This window comes from Marinomonas shanghaiensis (assembly GCF_003259175.1).
In the GTDB taxonomy this organism is placed as follows: domain Bacteria; phylum Pseudomonadota; class Gammaproteobacteria; order Pseudomonadales; family Marinomonadaceae; genus Marinomonas; species Marinomonas shanghaiensis.
In genome coordinates this window covers 45,309-64,955 of the sequence record NZ_QGOK01000027.1, presented here as the reverse complement: position 1 = coordinate 64,955, position 19,647 = coordinate 45,309, and the positions used below count along the sequence as shown (strand labels likewise).

The following is a 19,647-nucleotide window of genomic DNA, read 5'->3' as shown; positions in this document are numbered from 1 at the left end:
GCTATGCGTTACCACGCAGAGCGTGGGAACGGGTGCAAAAAGACCTCTTACTAAACTGCTGTCGCTAGTTCCGCTTTTCTCAGTTCTTTCATACGCAGGCCAATATTACCAAGGATGAGCATCAAGCCACCGATGATTTGATAGCCGGTTAAGCCCATGTCGAGGAAGAACCAGTTGATGGCGGCGGCGAAGACGGGAAAAGACAGTTCCGCTAAGGTGGCAAGTTGCGCGGGTACGGTTTTTAATCCTTGATAATAGAACCACATGCCGATAAAGCCACTCAGCAGAGCCATAACAATCGCTAAACTCAAATCGACAGACGTCATGGGGGTTAAACTGTCTAACTGCGCCAGCGCCATGGGCAATAGCACCAATAAACCTGCCACAAAACGTCCCGACATAATCGCGTTGGCTGGCATGTGTTGATGGGACAAATATTTACCACACACGGTCGCGGCGCCCCATGCAATAACGGCAATCAAGGTATAACCATAGCCTTTCATGATGCTGGACGTGTCACTTGAATAATGCCATTGCGCGTCGCCTAGTTGACGTAAATCCGGCCACATCATCACAAAACTGCCCAGTAAAATCACCGCTGCCCAGCGGACAAACTGCCCTTCAATGCGCTCTTTCAGTAACCAATAGGCCAGCAAAATCGCCACAATGGGCTGTAGTTTTTGCAGCAAAATCACCACGGTAGGGTTCAAATAGTGAAAGGCTTCGGTAAACGCTAAGGTGCCCATGGCAGAACCGATGCCGCCAATAAAAAACAAACAGGAAAAGCCACTGATCGACATATGGCGATACACATGACGGTAGCGCCACAGCATAGGAGCGACGAACAAGACTAAAGTTAAGTGTTCAATAAGAACAATTTGCAGAGTGGAATAACCCGCCCCCAATAAGGGATAACGAATTAAAGTATCAAGCGCCCACGTGAAGCACGCGATCATGATAAAGAATGTGCCTGCCATCTTTGTTTTCTCCAAATATCAAGATGCACAGGGGTGATGAGGAATATACCAAGCTTCTTGCATGGCAAAACACGCAAGATAAAACGCATAAGCAACGCCAACGCAAAGCATCATCACTCTATAAAGAGCAATGACTTTATAAAGAGCAATGACTTTTGTGCTGCTTGGTCGATCTTCTATCATCCGGACTGTAACCGTCGGCTCTGGAGTCTCACCAGATCTGCTGACCCTTGTTTCTTAAAAGACGCTTCTTAAGATGCTTTTCTTAAAATAAGAAACAAGGCGCTCGCGGGCTGTTGATAGATTCTTCAATCTCATCAAATCACCGCCGGTGGGGAATTCCGCCCCGCCCCGAAGTTCGATTAATGTAAAATTTATGACTTAACTTTAACCCCATCGTCAGTCTTAGGCAATAAGTTCGCTCTGTAGACGCATGAAATACTCTCTTTCTTTATCTGCACAAAACGTCAACAAAAATCTGACCATTTAACCAGTATTGCTATACACTCTTATGCCTAAAAACAACATTCATTGAATAGGACAATTTCAATGCAAACCTCTTCCAGAAGCGGCATTTTCTACGCATTAACGGCCTTTACTCTATGGGCCATTGCACCTATCTATTTTAAAGAAATGTCGTTTGTGCCCGCGACAGAGATTCTCGCCCATCGTGTCATCTGGTCTTGTGTGATCGTGTTGGTGTTAATTGTTTTGTTACGCTATACGGATGCAGTAAAAACGGTCTTACGGTCACGCAAAACTTTATTAGCCATGCTGGTGTCGACAGTGCTGATTGCCATTAACTGGGGCACTTTTATTTGGGCCATTCAGAATAATAAGATGCTTAGCGCCAGCTTGGGCTATTACATTAACCCACTGATCAGTATTTTATTAGGCGTGATTTTCTTCAAAGACAAGCTAGATAGAGTGCGCAAAGCGGCTGTGGCATTGTGCTTTTGTGCGGTAGCCTTTGAGGTGGTTCAGTTTGGTTCATTGCCTTGGATCGCGCTGGTACTGGCGGTGACATTTGGCTTTTATGGCTTAGTGCGTAAAAAAGTGGCCGTTGATAGCTTTACCGGTATGGCCATCGAAACGGCCTTACTACTGCCTTTTGCTTTGACCTACTTAATGCTGAGCCCATCGCCAAGCGCCAACATGTTTGAAAACAGTGCCACGGTTAATTGGCTGCTCTTTGCGGCAGGGCCAGTGACTATGATCCCACTGATGTGCTTCGCTGCTGCGGCAAACCGGGTCAGTATGGTAACGCTTGGTTTCTTTCAGTATATCGGCCCAACCGGCATGTTTTTTCTAGCGGTATTCTTGTACGACGAACCGCTCAGTCCAGAAAAGCTAACCACCTTTGTGCTGATATGGTCCGCACTTGCCATGCTGATATTAGATTCTATTCGCCGTCTGCGTAAAACCAAAACGTCAGCCATTATTTGAGGAAAGAATTTTATGCTCAGTGATCCACATGAAAACCATCCTTTTGTACTCTTGAAAAGGATTCTTAAAAACAGCCCTTGAAGCGTCATTATCAACAGACTACCATTTAAAAAAGTTGCGATAATCGGAGATACTTATGCGTCCTTCCATTGCTCTTAACCAAAAACGCAATGCTATTCGCCAAGCCGCAAACCGCTTTCATACGGAAAACCCACGAGTTTTCGGCTCCGTGTTACATGGAACAGATAAGGATGGCAGTGACCTTGACCTGCTTGTCGATGCATTACCCGGCACAACCTTGTTTGACCTAGGTGGTTTACAAGCAGAACTAGAGCTATTGCTAGGAATCCATGTTGATTTGCTCACACCAAAAGACTTACCCATTAAATTTCGCGCTCAGGTGCTTGCCGAGGCATTACCTGTATGAACGAAAATCGGCTACCTGATTACCTAGAATACATGCAGCAAGCCGCAACAGACGCTTGTAGTTTTACTGAAGGTTTGCACAGAGATGACTTTCAAGAGGATAAACGTACTCAACAAGCGGTTATCATGAGTCTCATCATTCTTGGTGAAGCTGCGACAAAAATAATGGATACCTATCCCGAGTTTTCACAAGCACACTCTGAAGTCCCATGACGTAGTATGCGCGGGATGCGAAATCGTATAGCTCATGGTTATTTTGATATCAACCTTGATGTAGTGTGGGATACCGTTCAAATAGCACTACCGACATTGCTAAAACAACTACTTAACATTCAAGACAAACTCAAAATCAACAAATAAAACACGGCTCAAAATATATATACCCAACAGACATGTTTTTTCTAGTGGTATTCTTGTAAGACGAACCACTAAGCCCAGAAAAATTGACCACTTTTCTGTCATTCATAAAGATTGAACTTTCCTCACCATCAAAAAGGAAGCCTATTCACGCTCAAAACGCATGAAAAACGTACTCTTTTTTGTTTCTTTTTTTTACAACAAGCCTCACAATCGCGCCATGTTTGGCTATTGATTATACAGAATGAAAATTATCTCTTTTGACGCACTAAGAACCCTCCACTTGCCTCAGGTTAAATACATTAAACCTGAGTCGATGTACGATCATTTGGAGGAAATCAAAGAGGCGGATTGGCTGTTGTTCCCACAATATTGGCAGCTAACCGCGTTGGTTCATGGCTTAAGAAAACGTATTTTTCCGAGCCTGGCGTCCTATATGATAGGCCACGACAAAGTCGAAATGACACGAACATTTCGTACGGTAGTACCACATCAACACCCTTACACTGTGATTGCCGCTAATACGCCTTATGAAGCGGAAAAAATTTGGGACGAAATGCCCTCCCCTTTTGTGGCCAAAATTCCCCGCAGCAGTATGGGCAATGGCGTCTTTTTGATCGAAACACCGAGCCAGTGGCGCGATTATGTGGCGAAAACTGATGTATTGTACGCACAAGAATATCTGCCAATAGACAGAGACATGCGCGTGATTTGGGTAGGAAATAAAATTGTCAGTGGTTACTGGCGTTTGCAATCGGACAACGGTTTCCACAACAACATCAGCCAAGGCGGCCAAGTGGAAGTGGCATTGATTCCAAAAGAAGCCCAAGAGTTAGTAACCTTTTTGGCGCAATCTTTAGACATCAACCACGCAGGATTCGACATTGCTATGGTTGGATCTGTGCCTTATGTTATTGAAATAAATAGAATTTTTGGTAATCAAGGATTGCCAACCATTCAACAAGATGTCAATACTGAACTACTCAACTATCTAAACGAACAGTATTTATTATCAACCGCTATGCTGATCGATCAGCCAAGCGGGTTTTGAGCATCTCCAAGAACCAAGGCTAGCTCTGTCGCGCTAGCCTTATCATCATATTTAAAGCAAGGTTTAATGACTTGGCAACGTCTGGTCTTATTCGAGTATAGGCGGTACAGTCATTAATGGCCGCAGCGTACTCAGTAAAGAGCTTTCTTTCAGAATAACGCTCGCCAAGGTGACGAAAAAAAGTCACTTTTTGCCGGTCAAATAGGTTTTGCATGAGTTTTGCTTGATCAACATTACCACCGTACATACCTAATAACATGGGCGTTATCACATCATTTTGTAGAAAGTTACGGTAGGCCGATAAGCCTTTGTGAACCAGTGCAATGTCTTGTGCAGCGTAATGATCCGCAAACTCATCTAATTTAACATCCACAAACTCCACTAAAGCTTGACAAGCATTCAGCTCGTTGATTGATACCTTATTCGCGGCTGACAATGGAGAACAGAGTAAAACCAGGATGAAGATGAGATTATGATAATTTTTCACCACCCTTCTCCTTTTTATTATTTTTCGTTTTGACTAAAAAACAATCAAAAATTGACAATACGCCTTTTCAACAGACTAAGAAAGAGTTAAACAGAACCCTATTACCAGTAATAATCGATTCTTTGCCAAAGTATTGATGAAAAAAAACCGTTAGCACTGAACAGCACTAACGGTTTTTTTAGAACCTTGATGAAGACTGAGCGACTAACGATTAACTCTTCGCTAGGGTGAAGTGCGACATGGTGTCTCTCATCACCGCACTTTGGCTACTTAATTGTTCGGCCGCTGCTGCGCCTTCGACGGAAGCGGCGGCGTTCAGTTCGACTACGTCGCCAACCGATACGATCGCACGTGTTACTTCGTCTACCGCCAGGGCTTGCTCGCCACTGGCTGAGGCAATTTTCGTCACCAACTCTGTGGTTTCATTAATACCATCAAACACAGCTTGAAGGGCTTGAGCCGTACTTTGTGCAATGGCGACCCCACTTTCCGTTTTGGCAGAAGAAAGCTGGATCAGCTTAGCGGTTTCCATGGCAGCCGCGGTACTTCTTGATGCCAAGCCACGCACTTCGTCAGCGACCACCGCAAAGCCACGACCTTGTTCGCCGGCTCTCGCGGCTTCAATCGCGGCGTTTAGTGCTAATAAGTTGGTCTGTTCAGCGATTTCATCAATGGTTTTTATAAAGCCCGCGATACTTTGTCCTGCGTCTTTTATGTCATTCATTGCCGTCACCATGTCTTGCATATGTGACTGGCCTTGAGCAACCGCTTTTTGCGCCGTAAGCGCTAATTGACTCGCCTGTTTTGCCCCTGTTGCGTTGTCATTGGTTTGTACTGACAACTCTTCGAGGGCAGCAGAAATCGTCTGCAAATTATCTTTTTGTTGATTAGCACCTTCGGCAAGGGATTGGCTGAAGCTGGATACTTGTGAGCTGCCTGCCGCAATTTGATCACCAGAACTTTGTATTTCAGACAAAACATTGTTGAGGTTTTTGACCATGTCTTTAAGTGCTTTGCCCAGTACGTCTTTATCGGATGCCAGTACCACTTTGGACGATAAATCCCCATCGGCAATGTTTTGTGCAAGGCGCGCCTTGTCTCGCAAGCTTCTCACCATCACTTTAACGGCAGCATACAAACTCGCGCTGTCTTCACTGTTATTGGGTAAATCGATATCAAGATCGCCATCCGAGACACGTCTTACAATATTCGTCACCATCATGGGATCGCCACCCAAGTTTTGTATGGTTGAACGAGTAATAAATAGAGCCGTTGCTATGCCAAAGATAATCGCCAATACCACGATCACTTCAATGACAATAATCGCCGTTGAATTACTTTGCTGTAACTCAGGGCCAAGAATATCTTGCTGATTTTTGAAGGATAGCTTTAATTCTTCTATCATTTTGGCCACCATAGGGCCAATAACATTCAGCTTTTCTGTCACAAGCGTATTGCGTTCAACTTGAAGCTTAACAATCGTATCAAACGTTTTTTCGTATACATCAGCGCCTTTTACAACATTGTTTAGCAACTCAATACGTTCTGCATTACCAAGCTCTTGCTGTAATATTTGCAATTGCGCCTTCATCTCGGTGAACTCTTTGTGAACCGCATCAACCGACGCTTGATCGCTGTAACTTAAAAACTTCAGCGCATTCACACGAGCTAATAACACACTGCGTGTCGCCAGCGATGCATGATAAGCCGCAGACACATCACTATCTTCCTTTGCTGACACTAAAATGTTTGTTAGATCTTCTTCTATGCTGGAGCCATAAATATTTAAGACCTGATTAACCAGTTCATTACGTTGCTTTTGCTGTGCTGTTACGGCACTAAAAGCTTGATTGTATTTTACCAGTTCATCGGCAACCGCATTGATGATTTTGACTCGTTCAGGATTGGTAATATTGGCAATGGCCTCATCCATATGACGCTGTGTTTCTTGCCAATAGCCATCAAACTCACGTATGTCTTTTTCATCTGAGCTAAGCAAATAATCTTTTACTTTAAGACGTACCATTAACATACGCTCTTCCACTAGGCTCACGGCGGTCGTTGATCTTGCTAAAGAGCGATATTGCTCAAACCCTGAAGACGCTGAACTCAATGCAAAGTATGAAGTCATACCGACCACACCAAGCAACACCAATACAACAGAAAAACCCAAATACAATTTTCGCGAAAAACTGAGCATGATAAAAAATCTCCTATAAAATACCATGTGAACAATAGAGCATACTGGACAAAACACCGCATGATTCATGTTATCTTTTGTCGCTGCACTGTAAACATAACGTTACAAGAGATTACACCGGATAAAACGTCTATTTCTCTTATAAGCTTTAGCCTGAAATAACGGCCATTTGGCTCGTTTTTGTAATAAAAAATACACACACCAGCGTACTACAGTTTCACTTATCAAAAACAACAGGACATCATGAAAAGGTTAAATAATTTACATAAATAAACATTTAATAAACCAGAAAAAATGTGAAACTTCTGCCATATTTAGAGACTAATTTGGCGCATTCATCATTTTGAGGGTAATAAAATGCTTTTTCTTAAAGGACATAAAGAAAAAACACCACAGCACAAAACAGAGTATTCGGTTGATAGTGAAAACGAACTAAAAGCCATCAAAAAAAACACCGCGGCAATCAGCTTCAGTAAAGAGGGCATCATTCTTGATGCCAACGCATTATTTCTTGAAACAGTGGGTTACAGACTAGAGCAGATTGTTGGTAAACATCATAAAATCTTCTGTGATGAAAAATACACCCTCTCATCTGAATATAAAAAATTCTGGCAAGATCTCGCGGCTGGGCAACCTTTTCATGGTACATTTTTACGCTTCAAATCGGATCATTCTGTACTACACCTAGAAGCAAGCTATTTCCCGGTCATTGACGACAGCGGTAACGTCATCAGGATACTCAAAATAGCCAATGACATTAGTCAAAAGCAAAAATCGCTTAATGATAAAATCGCCGTATTAAAAGCGCTAGACACCTCCTTAGCTGTCATTGAGTTTGATCCCAAAGGAAACATACTTACGGCAAACCAAAATTTCCTGAAAACCATGAAATATAAGTTTGAACAGATTCAAAATAAACATCACAAAATGTTTTGTGATGATAAATTCTACAAAAATAATCCTAATTTTTGGTCCGACTTAGCCAAAGGAAAACATTCATCAGGGCGCTTCCAACGTTTTGATGGCAATGGCAATACTATCTGGCTAGAGGCCACCTACAACCCCATTTATGATGAAGACGGTAAAGTCTATAAGGTCATAAAGTTTGCCTCCGACATAACCGTCCGTGTGAATGCAGCATTTAATGCCGTCAATTTAGCCGCCTCCACCTCTGAACAGACCAGTAACGTATCAACCAATGCCGTCAACATACTTAAGGCATCGGTCAGGACCTCAAAAGAGATTGTCGAAAACATTAAAAAAGCGTCTGAAACAGGCGAACAACTTAAACTGCAATCTAAAAGCATTGCCGATATTGTGGTGGCGATACGCTCCATTGCTGACCAAACAAACTTGCTGGCGCTTAACGCTGCGATCGAGGCGGCACGAGCTGGGGATGCTGGCCGAGGCTTCTCAGTCGTTGCAGACGAAGTCAGAAAATTAGCCAGTAACACCGCGGTTGCTACTGCAGAAATTACGGATGTTGTCGAAAAAAACCATGCCTTAATCAGTGAAATAGATAATACGCTTCGAGAAGTCAGCGGCACGGCACTGCATGGTCGAGAAAGCATTCTTGAAGTATCTAATGGCCTTAATGAAATAACAAAAGGAGTTGCTCGCTTTTTAGAGATGGTTGAAACAATGAAACCCTAATAAGCGGGTATAATGATGTCGCTTGCAGGCGATTTACTCTTACCAAGGGATAGGCAGATGGAAATCAGGAGAATCAAAGCCTGTGAGGCGATGTCATGGTCGGCGTTAAGAGTCGACTTTTTACCAGACATAAAAGACATTAGCCAAACAGAAGTTGACGCTTTCTTTCAAGGAACGTATCCCAACGTGAAGGAGGTGTTAGTCGCGCTTGATGATGCACAACAGATGGTCGGTTTTATTGAGCTGAACCTTCGCGACAATGTCCCCGGCAGCAGCCAGCAAACCACGCCTTATATCGAAGCGTGGTTTGTTTCACCAGATTGCCAAGGACAAGGCATTGGCAAAGCCTTGATTCGCGCCGCCGAGCAATGGGCCAAACAACAAGGCTTTCAGGAACTGGGCAGCGACGCCCCGATCACCAATGAGAAAAGCATCAACCTTCACAAACAACTTGGCTTTGACGAAATCGAACGTGTGGTGTGTTTGCTCAAGGTATTAGATTAAGATATCAAAAGGCACTTACCCTGCCCGCCGTCATAGAAAGAACAAGACTGCTCCCAATCACATAATGCCCTGCAGGAAGAACATGACCATTGACGACCAAATTCAACTCGCCGTGCAACATTTTCGTGCCGAGCAATATCAAGACGCCAAGCAACTTTTTCAAGGTATTTATAAACAAGCACCTGAGTTTATTATTCCGCAAATCTATCTCGCACAATTGGCGGTTTTAGAAGGTACTGGAAGTACATGGATCGAAAGGCTTGAGGCCTTATTACTAGAAAAGCCTTATATCCATGAGGCGTATCATATTTTAGGGCATTGTTATCAACAAAATCGCTTATTGCCCCAAGCTTCCCAAGCCTTTCATCAAGCGCTTGGGACTTTTTACCTTCAGCCTTCCTCCTTTACTGCTGTGTCGCCTCAGCCACGAAAAACACCTTCAGGGTTTGATCGCACCACAGCCGAATCTTTATTATGGTCAACACTGGTCGCATTGAAACAACAAAATATTTATGCCTTTGCCACCGCTGGCACCTTACTCGGCTTGGAACGCTCAGGACAATTGTTAGAAAACGACAAGGACATTGATATTGGTATCGATTGGCAGCAAATGCCCGACACCATTAAGGCATTAACGGCACTAGGTTGGCAGGAAGCGTCGCGCTCTTATGATTTGATTAACCCTCGCTGTTTTAAACATCAGACCTCTGGCATCATCATGGATGTCTGCGGTTATGGCACCGAGGTTCACTCAGGCAAAACCATTTCAGGACTCTGGATGGATCAGGTTCCCTTTGATTGGAACCGTATTACCTACTTCCCACCACTTCAGCTTAACGCCAAAATGTCTCCTGCCGGAGAAGTATGGCATTTGACGGCACCAGATGCGTTTTTAGCCGCCCTTTATGGCGAACATTGGCGCGTTCCTGATCCATATTTCGACACCATAGTATCTGCCGCCAACTTACGGCATTTTTCTTGGCTTGCGCTATGTTATGGCTACTCACACCTTTACGGTGAGTGGACTAAAGGCAATAAACAAAAAGCGCTGAATATCCTTTCTACCTTGCAGCGGCATCAGGCAGAGGATCCGTTACTGGCCGCCATCGAAAAACACCTTATTCAACCCATCCCCAAAAGCCAGCCACGGCGTGTACTCGCATTAGGCTACTTCGATCTATTCCATCAAGGGCATCTCAACTACCTGAATTACGCCAAACAACAAGGCGATATTCTTGTAGTCGGTGTGGCACCCGATGCCTTTGGTATAAAGAGTAAAGGTTACGCTCCCGTCATGCCAGAACAAGACCGCATGGCCATACTCAGTGCCTTATCTGTTGTCAGCGAAGTATATCTAGTTGGCGCGCCTATGTCTCAAACCGAAGCCGCCGCCCGATGGATTGCCTCACTCAATATCAATAGGGTGATTTGTGGCGAAGAATGGCAAGGCAGTGAGCGTTGGAACGCCCTTAGCGAACGCTTAAGCCAAGACCATATTCACGTCATATACGCCCCACGCACTGCAAACGTGTCAACCACTGACTTGAAAAATTACATCCTAAAAACGCTTAACGAGACACACGCCAAATAAGTAACATCTTACTGTGATAGCTGAGTTTTATGTTGAATCAATCAAATGGGACGAATTGCAAGAAAATAAGCTGGCTGAATACAACTCAATAAGACACCATCATATTGTTTCGTAGTGAAAAAATAGCAAAACCACTGAACGTAATTGCATAAGCTGTTAGACAAATTATCTATTCTATCGCTTTTCAAATAAAGTTAGATTAACCTAATAAAAATACACTAATGCTAATTCCTCTTGCTAATTTTAAAAAAGAATACTTAAGGACTTAATGCAATGTTCACTAAATTGACACCCATAAATAAAGAACAGCACGCTAACTTAAAAGTAAAGGCCATTGAAAGTTTCGATTTTGCTAGCAAATTTCATATCGCGTCGGTAATGGTGCATGAGTTTGTTAAAGCGGCATCGGTATATCCAATTGTTTTTTTAGAAGACAAGTCTCAGGATGAATTTAAACCTGTTGCTTTACTTGGCCTAGATGAAAACGAAAACCTGTTCATTGGTGAAGATGGCAAATGGCAAGCGCCTTACATTCCTGCGATCATTCGTCGCTACCCATTCGCTTTGGCTAAAAATCCCGATCAAGACAACTTTACGGTATGCATTGATGAAGACAGTAAGTATGTGGGCACAGAAGACGGTCAACCACTGTTCAATGATCAAGGGGAACCAACGGAAGTTATTGAAAATGTAAAACGCTATTTAGGCGAACTACAACAAATGGAAGAGTTTACTAAAGCCTTTTGCCACTTTTTGACTGAGAACAACTTGTTCACGTCACTAAACATGCGTGTTAAAGCCGCCGATCAGATCAAAAACGTTACCGGTTGCTACGTGATCAATGAAGAACGTCTAAACAACCTTTCTGATAAGAAATTCCTTGAAATTAAAGAAAAGGGTTATTTAGCCCCGCTTTATTCCCACCTTACTTCTCTTTATCAAATTGAGCGTCTAGCCTTACTTAAACAAGGTATCAGTGCCGTTGAAACGCCTCAGCAAGCAAAAAATAGCCTGCAATAAGCTAACGTTTCCTATTTAAAGTTCATAAAAGCCGTTTCAAATGTCTATTTAAGACGGCTTCTGTTTATGAGGACTGAAAAAAACAAACGACAGACTAAACCTTCTGCAGTAACCAACAAACCTCACATCGAAGCTTGGTTTGTGTCACCGGATTACCAACGAAAAAAGCGCCAACCTTCACAAACAACTTAGCGTTAACGAAATAAAACGCGTGGTGTATTTGCTAAAACCTTTGGCGGAAAAAACAAAACCCCAGTGAATTACTGAGGTTTTGCGAGGTTAAAATCAGACGTTTCTAACGGCTGTGACTACCAGCCGCGACGGTCGGCGAAGTCGTGCCATTTCATGATCATTGGCAAAAACCAAGGTTTTCCGGTGTAAAGCGGACGCGTATTGAACGGAAACTGGTCGAAAGACGTTTTTCCTTCCGCTTGATTCAGCACCTGTTGGGCGATTTTACGACCAAAATAATTCGCACGGCCCACACCCGAACCACAATATCCCATGGCATAGTGCATGTCGTCCATCTTGCCAATGTGTGGCACATGGTCAAAGGTATACGCCACATAACCTGACCAAGCGTAATCAATTTTCGCCTCTTCCAACTGAGGAAAAGTGCGAATCATAAAGTCTTGCAGGTATTTTGAATACAGCTGTGGCTGATCGCCACGGCCAAAGGCACGACCACCAAACAAGATGCGTTTGCCGTCTGGTGAGGGTCGATAATAGGCCACCAAACGCTCAGTACCGCCATGAGCACGTAATTTCGGGCTCACAGAACGAATCACAGATTCAGGCAATTCCTCGGTGGCAATCATCGCGGAACGAATCGGAATCACACGACGTTTGAATTTATCAAACTCGCCGCCAGTGTAACCATTTGTCGCAATAATGACTTGATCGGCATCGATCTTGCCGCCATCGTATATAACTGTGTGGCGATTAGCTTGTTTATTGATGCCTCGAACCTTGGTGTGTTCTAGCATGAGTACACCCGCTTGCTGAGCGATATGACACAATCCGCGGTGTAACTTAGCGGGCTGTAAGGTACCGTCGGTCGGGTAGATTACCCCACCGTAATAGGCATTAGAGCCTACTTCGTCAAATTGATCCTGACGACTCACCGCAATCGCTGGGAAATCCACAACTTTCGCCAATTCTTCCGCTTGTTCGATCAAACCCGCGTAATGACTCGGATGACTGGCGCCACGAAAACGACCACACAAGGACAAATCACAATCGATCTGCTCTTCTTTGATAAAGTCCACCAGCCAATTAAACGCCACCAGACTCTCTCGAATGGTCGAATGCACATTGTCTCGACCGTATTGTCGCTCCAGACCATCCACGCCTAATTTACTAAAACTCGGCCCAAGCAAACCACCATTTCGACAACTTGCGCCTTCACCTAAACGCCCCGCTTCTAGCAGAACCACGTTAAGTCCTGCTCGTGCCAAGGTAATGGCCGCAGAGACACCAGTAAAGCCACCTCCGACAATCACCACGTCGGCTTTTTGTGGGAGTTCAAAGCGAGCATTTGAGTGAATCTTGCTTGCCAAAGACGTATCGGCCAACCAAAAAGGCATGTTGGTGTACGTCGATCTGTTTTTTGCCAACATATCGATTTCATTCCATAAAATAAGGGTAAGTTCGTATTTTTTTAACAGCCAAGCTCAATCTTTGAACGATGTCACGAGCGCTGCCATCGTTCAAAAATTTCAGAGAACATGTTGTAAAAACTCTTTCGTCCTATCCCACTGGGGATTGACTAACACCTGCTCAGGTGGCCCAACTTCGATGATTTCACCATCGGCCATGAACACCACTCGATCGGCTACTTGTTTGGCGAACTGCATTTCATGGGTAACGCACACCATGGTCATGCCGGTTTTAGCAAGGTCAATCATCACGTCCAAGACTTCCTTGACCATTTCTGGATCTAACGCAGAGGTTGGCTCGTCGAACAACATGATTTTGGGTTCCATGGCGAGAGATCGAGAAATCGCCACACGCTGTTGTTGACCTCCAGATAATTGCCCCGGATAACGGGTCGCCAATTGCGCAATGCCAACGCGATCCAATAAACGCATTGCCATTTTGTCAGCGTCACGCTCTGACATCTTGCGCAGCCACGTGAGACCTAAAGTACAGTTCTGCAAAACAGTAAGGTGAGGAAATAAGTTAAAGTTCTGAAACACCATGCCCATGGTTTGGTGAATGATTTTATGGCTTTGACGATCCCGAGAAAGCGGCTGACCAAACACCGAAACCACGCCTTCTTGGTAATCTTCTAAATGATTCAAGGAGCGAATCAGGGTCGATTTACCTGAGCCAGACGGCCCACACACCACCATAATTTCGCCTTCACTAATATCCAGAGAAACGTCTTTTAAGACATGATGGTCTCCGTACCATTTATTTAGCTTGTCGATTTTAATCGCTGTGTTTGTGGTATTTTTTGTAGCCAAATGGCCTGATGACGTCATCATTAGCGATCCACCTTTAAACGTTTTTCTAGGGTCAAACTGTATTGAGACATGCTGTAGCAAAAAAGAAAGAAGAGTACGGAAATCATCACCAAAGGTTCGGTGTGCATGCCCACCCAGTCTTTGTCATTGGCAATGTTGCGCGCCATCAACATAATGTCGAACAAACCAATGATGGAAACCAAGGTCGTGTCTTTCAACAAACTGATAAACGACGTCATGATGTTTGGAATCATCATTCGAAGCGCCTGCGGCAGAATAATCAGCGCCATGGTATGCAGATAACCTAAGCCAAGCGTCGCGGCGGCTTCGTATTGACCTTTGGGAATGGCTTGCAAACCACCACGGATGTTTTCCGCCATGTACGCACCAGCAAAGATACACACCGCCACCAGCACCTGCGCAAGCTTGTTGAATTCCACATCCGCGGGTAAAAAGATAGGCAGCAGAGTCACGGCCATAAACAAGACAGTGATCAAGGGCACAGAGCGCACTAATTCAATCACCGTCATCGACAACCAATGAATCACGGGTAACTTAGAACGACGGCCAAGCGCTAATACCACGCCAATAGGAATCGCCATGGTGATAGCAAAACTGGCGATAATAAACGTCAAAAACAAACCGCCCCAACGCTCAATGGCCACCGGTTCCAGCGATACTTGATTCAGTGCAAAAGCCATCACCAACGCGATAAGCAACCACGCAGCCACAAAGCTCAACAGATGAATTCGTCGCTCAACGAAGCGTGATACCAGCGGCACAAACAGTTCGTTTAGCCCCTTTTTATCCCATACTGACAAGATCCAGTTGGCGTAGATAATGGTTAGAAAAGCCAAGGCAAGGCAGGTCATCACGCCATGTACCCAGCCCAACTCCGCACCAAAACGACCACCTAAGAAAAGATACGCCCCAACAAAAGGATACAGACCGATCCAAGACAATAAGATGACGTTACGCAAAGGTATACGCTTAGACATCAGCGGCAATAACCACACCAAGCCAAGCAATACGCCAACATTGACCCGCCATTGCTCATCGACCGGAAAACGCCCATAAATTAAGCCATTAAACCAGCTAATAACCCCCGCCCAGCAGGCGCCATCCGGACTGATATCCATGCATTGACGACGATTATCCGCAATAAATACAGCGTTAAACACGGCCCAATCCAACACGTGTTTCACTAAATAAAACAGCACAGCGATCACACACAAGGTCAACACACTGTTGCCGATACTGTTAAAACAACGCTGACGAATGGTACCGAAAATGCCACTTTTACTTTGACGTGGCGGACGCGGTGGCGTCGGAACAAATTGCTTTAAAGTGGGTGGATTTTTCACGTTTAGATCGTCCATTTATCGCACCTTATACTGCACGCTGTCGTTGTACTTATTGAGCAAGTAAGAGATCAGCAAACTGATGAAGATATAAAAGCCCATGACCATAAAGATGATCTCGATAGCGCGTCCGGTTTGGTTCATCGACGTTTGCATAAACACCGACACCAACTCAGGAAAGCCAATTGCCACAGCAAGAGAAGAATCTTTCACACTGGTCAACCAAGAATTGGTCATAGGTGGAATAATGGATCGAATGGCCTGTGGAATTAAAATCAGACGCAATGACTGAACACGAGAGAAACCAATGGTAAAAGCGGCTTCGTGTTGTCCTCTGTCGATAGATTGCATACCCGCTCGCACGGTTTCAGCTATCGCCGCAGATCGATACACCGTCATGGCCACAAACGCCGCCCCAAATGACGCCGGAAGATAAGCTCCCCCGCTGAAATTAAAACCTTGCAGAGTCGGCACAGACAGAGTCATTGCATTCACAAAGAACCACAAAGCCCAGCCAGCCAGCAATGCCCAAACGACTAGGCCAATATAAAACCCACTGGAACGAGAACCAGACAAGGCGTAATACGGTTTAGACCAACGCAACAACCCATAAAGCAACAGGATAAAGCCAGCAACAAGGGCAAGAACCCATCCCCATGACACGGCACTTTGCAAGGTCGTCACATACAAGCCACGGTTATTCAAAAAAAACCATTCACCTAGATGATAACTTTCTCGCGGCGCAGGCAAGGTAGAAAACACCACGGTAAACCAAAAAATAATTTGGATTAACAAGGGCACATTACGCACGATTTCCACGTACCAACGAGCCAATTGAGACACCAAGGGATTCTCAGACAAACGTAAAATGCCCACCAAGGTGCCAATCAGAGTACCGACAACAATCACGCAAAAAGACAATATCAAGGTATTCACAATGCCGACGAAAAAGACACGCAAATAACTCATACTGGGATCGTAAGGAATGAGGCTCCAACTAATGTTGAATCCTGCGGTCACTTGTAAAAAGTCAAAGCCAAACGTCATGCCCAAACGGTTTAAATTTTCACTGGCATTGGCAAATAAAAACCATAGGCCGAATAACGCTAACATCAAGACAAACGCTTGTAGGATGACCGCTCTGCTTGCATCATTATTAAGCAGAGACCGTCTTTTTTGTGTCGCAGACGAAGGCAAGCCAGCGCCCTTCACGGGACTTTTTTGTGACTTGCTCGTAGAAGACTGAATCATATCGATATACCGAACGAAGAAAGAAAACCAAAACCGTAATAGATAGGCAAACGCCTAGCTATTACGATATTTAGAAACCCTTACACCCAATAACGTGTCTCCATCGGGTGTTAACGGAAAGATTTTGCGTACATCATTCCGCCGTTAGTCCACAATGCGTTCAGAGTACCTTCACGGTCCAGACCCAACACACTGTTTACCCCCACGTTACGTTCGTAGACTTCACCGTAATTACCGACGTTTTTAATCACTTGATAAGCCCAATCTTGCGGCAACCCTAGACCAACATGCAGGTCGCCTTCAACGCCAAGCAAGCGGCGAACCACAGGGCTTTGACTTTCCGCACGCATCTGTTCAACGTTTTGCGAATTCACACCAAACTCTTCTGCCGCCACCATGGCGGCAAAAGTCCACTTCACCACATTCGCCCATTCACTGTCGTTTTGCTTCACTGCGAAAGACAAAGCTTCTTTGGAAATGGTTTCAGGTAAAATGACATAATCGCTTGGGTTAGGTGCGGCAGAACGCTGCGCCGCCAAACCGGATTTGTCATTGGTCAAAGCATCGCAGTTGTTGTTAAAAAAAGCCGTGTTGCGCACAGAAGAGTCATCAAACACGACGGTTTTAATGTCTAAATCATTCGCACGGCTGTAATCGGCGATGTTGAGTTCACTCGACGTTCCGGTCAGTACACACACCGTCGCGCCTTTTAATTCTTTGACGGATTTCACGCCCAAATCTTTGCGCACCATAAAGCCTTGGCCGTCATAAAAATACGTATCTAAGAAATCCAAGCCTTGCTGCGTATCACGGGACAAGGTCCACGTCATACCTTTTGATAAAATATCACCTTGACCACTCTTAATAGAGGTAAAGCTTTGCGCCCATTGCACGGGCAAAAATGTCACTTTAGAGGCATCGCCAAACACCGCTGAAGCTACGCCACGACACATATCAATGTCCATGCCTTGCCATTCACCCGCTTTGTTTAGGCTATAAAAACCAGGGAAAGAGTTACCGATGACACAGTTCACATAACCACGGTCTTTGACCGCACTTAATGTTGACGCGCTTTCATCGGCATAGCTGTTTGCGGCTAGAAGCGTGGTCGTTGCAGCTAATGCTAGAGAAATTTTTTTCATTGTTCGTTCCTTTTATAATGCTGTTGATTTTGTGATTTCTTTTTATTCGAACTCATTTTTATTATGAATCGAGTCCGCGACCCCATCGTTTTATTAAATCTTTTGATGCAGATCAAACAACTAACCGTTACGATCTTATGTGAAGATTTTTTATAATCACACTGAATATTTTTAATAGTCTAATAACTTTAGGTTATGCCAATGAACATCAATAAATTGCGTATATTTCACGAAGTATTTGTCACTGGCAGCATCACCCGAGCCGCAGAGCGCAGCTATGTCAGCCAACCGGCTGCGAGCAAAATGCTGGCCAATTTTGAGGATGAAATAGGCTACAAACTCTTTGTGCGCAATAACGGCAAACTGATCCCAACCGACGAAGCGCTTTACTTACACGAAGAAGTTTATGGTTTATTACAAGGAGTGAACCACTTAGAAGACAGTATCAAGAGCGCGAAAAACAACAAAACCGGCCGCTTGCGCATCGCCACTATTTTTGGCCCATCCTATCAGTTTTTACCCGAACTGATTGCCGAATACATGAGAGCGAATCCTGGCGTAGACGTGAGCTTACACCTTTCTGGTTGTTCGGCGATTCGACAAGGTATTGCCTCGGGACAATATCAAATTGGCTTAGTCGATAAAGCCCAAAGCTCCTCGAAACACGATTCCGTCGCCTTTGATCTTGCCTGTTATTGCGCGGTACCCAAAGATCATCCCGCGTCTCAATTAGACATTATCCATCCTCATGATTTACAAGGATTAAACTGGATCACACTCGATTCTGAAAACGCCACCACCAAAGCATTAAAACGCCTTTATGCCGAAAGTGGTTTGCCCTTTCATCGCACGTTAGAAGTCCACACCACGATTCACGGACTCTCTTTTGTAAACCTAGGAATGGGCGCCACCTTGGTCGACATTTTAAACTTCCGCTACTTCGATAAAGTCTTCCAACTGCCCAATGTCGTCTTAAAACCCTTCGCCCCCAATATTGTTGAACCGCTCGAAGTACTGACCTCTAACTTAAGCCCGCTTTCGGGCCTCGCCAAAGAATTTTACGATACCCTGATTAACAAACTGGAGAAACAAACTCAGCTTCCTAAGAGCGACAATAATGCCTAATAGCCATAAAACCCGCTGCGCATGGGCCAGTACCGCGCCAGACTTTCCTGAATACCATGATCACGAATGGGGCTTTCCGGTTAGTAACGACCAGCGTTTATTTGAAAAGCTATGTTTAGAAACCTTTCAAGCGGGGTTGAGTTGGCGAACAATCCTCAGCAAGCGAGAAAACTTTCGCCTCGCTTTTCACCACTTTGATTTTCACAAAGTGGCACAATTTGGTGAAGAAGACGTCGCTAAATTACTGGATAACGAAGGCATCATTCGCAATAAACGCAAAATCCTCGCCGTGATTAACAACGCCAAACGCGCTTTAGAAATGATCGAGCAAGATGGTTCATTAGCCGCCTTCATTTGGCGCTACGAACCCAACGAAAACACCCTGCCTCCACCCGAAACCCAAACCACCTGCGCGGAATCCATTGCCCTTTCAAAAGAGCTCAAAAAACGTGGCTGGCAATTCGTCGGCCCAACCACCATGTACGCCTTCATGCAATCCATGGGACTCATCAACGACCATGCAGAAGACTGTTTTATGCGGGAAGAAATTGATGAAGCGAGGAAGGGGTTTAAGAGGCCGTAAAAGCA

General features: G+C 44.6%; 18 protein-coding genes, 1 pseudogene and 1 riboswitch. Of the genes and pseudogenes, 10 read left to right on the top strand and 9 right to left on the bottom strand.

The window, feature by feature from the left end; genetic code table 11:
• Positions 1–50: 50 nt before the first annotated feature.
• Positions 51–977 (bottom strand): DMT family transporter, encoded by a 927-nt coding sequence (locus DKT73_RS18165; protein ID WP_111639933.1) that lies wholly within the window; start codon positions 975–977, stop codon positions 51–53.
• An 18-nt stretch (positions 978–995) separates the two neighbouring features.
• Positions 996–1,160 carry a hypothetical protein gene (locus DKT73_RS20095; protein ID WP_157959207.1) on the bottom strand — a complete coding sequence of 55 codons (165 nt, stop codon included), beginning with the start codon at positions 1,158–1,160 and terminating at the stop codon, positions 996–998.
• A riboswitch (FMN riboswitch) is annotated at positions 1,145–1,340 on the bottom strand. Its footprint overlaps the gene before it by 16 nt.
• 186 nt (positions 1,341–1,526) lie before the next feature.
• Between DKT73_RS20095 and rarD the strand changes: the two genes are divergently transcribed.
• From rarD to DKT73_RS18145, 4 genes and pseudogenes are all read left to right on the top strand, one after another.
• Positions 1,527–2,423, top strand: a complete 897-nt coding sequence (gene rarD, locus DKT73_RS18160) for an EamA family transporter RarD (protein ID WP_111639932.1) — start codon at positions 1,527–1,529, stop codon at positions 2,421–2,423.
• A gap of 136 nt (positions 2,424–2,559) precedes the next feature.
• A complete protein-coding gene (locus DKT73_RS18155; RefSeq protein WP_111639931.1) occupies positions 2,560–2,850 on the top strand; it encodes a nucleotidyltransferase family protein in 291 nt (96 codons plus the stop codon).
• Positions 2,847–3,209, top strand: a pseudogene (locus DKT73_RS18150) (HepT-like ribonuclease domain-containing protein). Before DKT73_RS18155 ends, DKT73_RS18150 begins: the two are co-directional and overlap by 4 nt.
• Positions 3,210–3,450: 241 nt before the next feature.
• On the top strand, positions 3,451–4,257 hold the full coding sequence (locus tag DKT73_RS18145) for an ATP-grasp domain-containing protein (protein ID WP_111639930.1): 807 nt from the start codon (positions 3,451–3,453) through the stop codon (positions 4,255–4,257).
• Between the two features lie 19 nt (positions 4,258–4,276).
• Here DKT73_RS18145 and DKT73_RS18140 read toward each other — a convergent pair whose 3' ends face one another.
• Together DKT73_RS18140 and DKT73_RS18135 are read right to left on the bottom strand one after the other, a co-directional pair.
• Positions 4,277–4,744, bottom strand: a complete 468-nt coding sequence (locus tag DKT73_RS18140) for a hypothetical protein (protein WP_111639929.1) — start codon at positions 4,742–4,744, stop codon at positions 4,277–4,279.
• Positions 4,745–4,955: 211 nt separating this feature from the next.
• Positions 4,956–6,944, bottom strand: a complete 1,989-nt coding sequence (locus tag DKT73_RS18135) for a methyl-accepting chemotaxis protein (protein WP_198666661.1) — start codon at positions 6,942–6,944, stop codon at positions 4,956–4,958.
• 357 nt (positions 6,945–7,301) lie between these two features.
• On the opposite strand from DKT73_RS18135, the gene DKT73_RS20445 reads away from it, so the two are divergent.
• From DKT73_RS20445 to DKT73_RS18115, 4 genes are all read left to right on the top strand, one after another.
• Positions 7,302–8,597: a methyl-accepting chemotaxis protein gene (locus DKT73_RS20445; protein WP_111639927.1), complete on the top strand. Its 1,296-nt coding sequence runs from the start codon at positions 7,302–7,304 to the stop codon at positions 8,595–8,597.
• Between the two features lie 12 nt (positions 8,598–8,609).
• Entirely contained in the window at positions 8,610–9,101 is a 492-nt protein-coding gene (locus DKT73_RS18125) for a GNAT family N-acetyltransferase (RefSeq protein ID WP_232827925.1), read from the top strand.
• Between the two features lie 82 nt (positions 9,102–9,183).
• The gene (locus tag DKT73_RS18120; protein ID WP_198666660.1) at positions 9,184–10,692 is read left to right on the top strand and encodes an adenylyltransferase/cytidyltransferase family protein; all 1,509 of its coding nucleotides are present in this window, start codon (positions 9,184–9,186) and stop codon (positions 10,690–10,692) included.
• 273 nt (positions 10,693–10,965) lie between these two features.
• Positions 10,966–11,712: a SapC family protein gene (locus tag DKT73_RS18115; RefSeq protein WP_111639924.1), complete on the top strand. Its 747-nt coding sequence runs from the start codon at positions 10,966–10,968 to the stop codon at positions 11,710–11,712.
• Positions 11,713–12,020: 308 nt separating this feature from the next.
• On the opposite strand, the gene DKT73_RS18110 is transcribed toward DKT73_RS18115, so the two are convergent.
• From DKT73_RS18110 to DKT73_RS18090, 5 genes are all read right to left on the bottom strand, one after another.
• A complete protein-coding gene (locus tag DKT73_RS18110) occupies positions 12,021–13,331 on the bottom strand; it encodes an NAD(P)/FAD-dependent oxidoreductase (protein WP_111639923.1) in 1,311 nt (436 codons plus the stop codon).
• A 99-nt stretch (positions 13,332–13,430) separates the two neighbouring features.
• Positions 13,431–14,201 carry an amino acid ABC transporter ATP-binding protein gene (locus tag DKT73_RS18105; protein WP_111605654.1) on the bottom strand — a complete coding sequence of 257 codons (771 nt, stop codon included), beginning with the start codon at positions 14,199–14,201 and terminating at the stop codon, positions 13,431–13,433.
• On the bottom strand, positions 14,201–15,559 hold the full coding sequence (locus DKT73_RS18100; protein WP_111639922.1) for an amino acid ABC transporter permease: 1,359 nt from the start codon (positions 15,557–15,559) through the stop codon (positions 14,201–14,203). Before DKT73_RS18100 ends, DKT73_RS18105 begins: the two co-directional genes overlap by 1 nt.
• Positions 15,560–16,792 (bottom strand): amino acid ABC transporter permease, encoded by a 1,233-nt coding sequence (locus DKT73_RS18095; protein WP_111639921.1) that lies wholly within the window; start codon positions 16,790–16,792, stop codon positions 15,560–15,562.
• A gap of 110 nt (positions 16,793–16,902) precedes the next feature.
• Positions 16,903–17,934, bottom strand: a complete 1,032-nt coding sequence (locus DKT73_RS18090) for an amino acid ABC transporter substrate-binding protein (RefSeq protein ID WP_111639920.1) — start codon at positions 17,932–17,934, stop codon at positions 16,903–16,905.
• 201 nt (positions 17,935–18,135) lie between these two features.
• Between DKT73_RS18090 and DKT73_RS18085 the strand changes: the two genes are divergently transcribed.
• A complete protein-coding gene (locus tag DKT73_RS18085) occupies positions 18,136–19,059 on the top strand; it encodes a LysR family transcriptional regulator (RefSeq protein WP_111639919.1) in 924 nt (307 codons plus the stop codon).
• On the top strand, positions 19,052–19,642 hold the full coding sequence (locus tag DKT73_RS18080; protein ID WP_111639918.1) for a DNA-3-methyladenine glycosylase I: 591 nt from the start codon (positions 19,052–19,054) through the stop codon (positions 19,640–19,642). Before DKT73_RS18085 ends, DKT73_RS18080 begins: the two co-directional genes overlap by 8 nt.
• Positions 19,643–19,647: the final 5 nt, after the last annotated feature.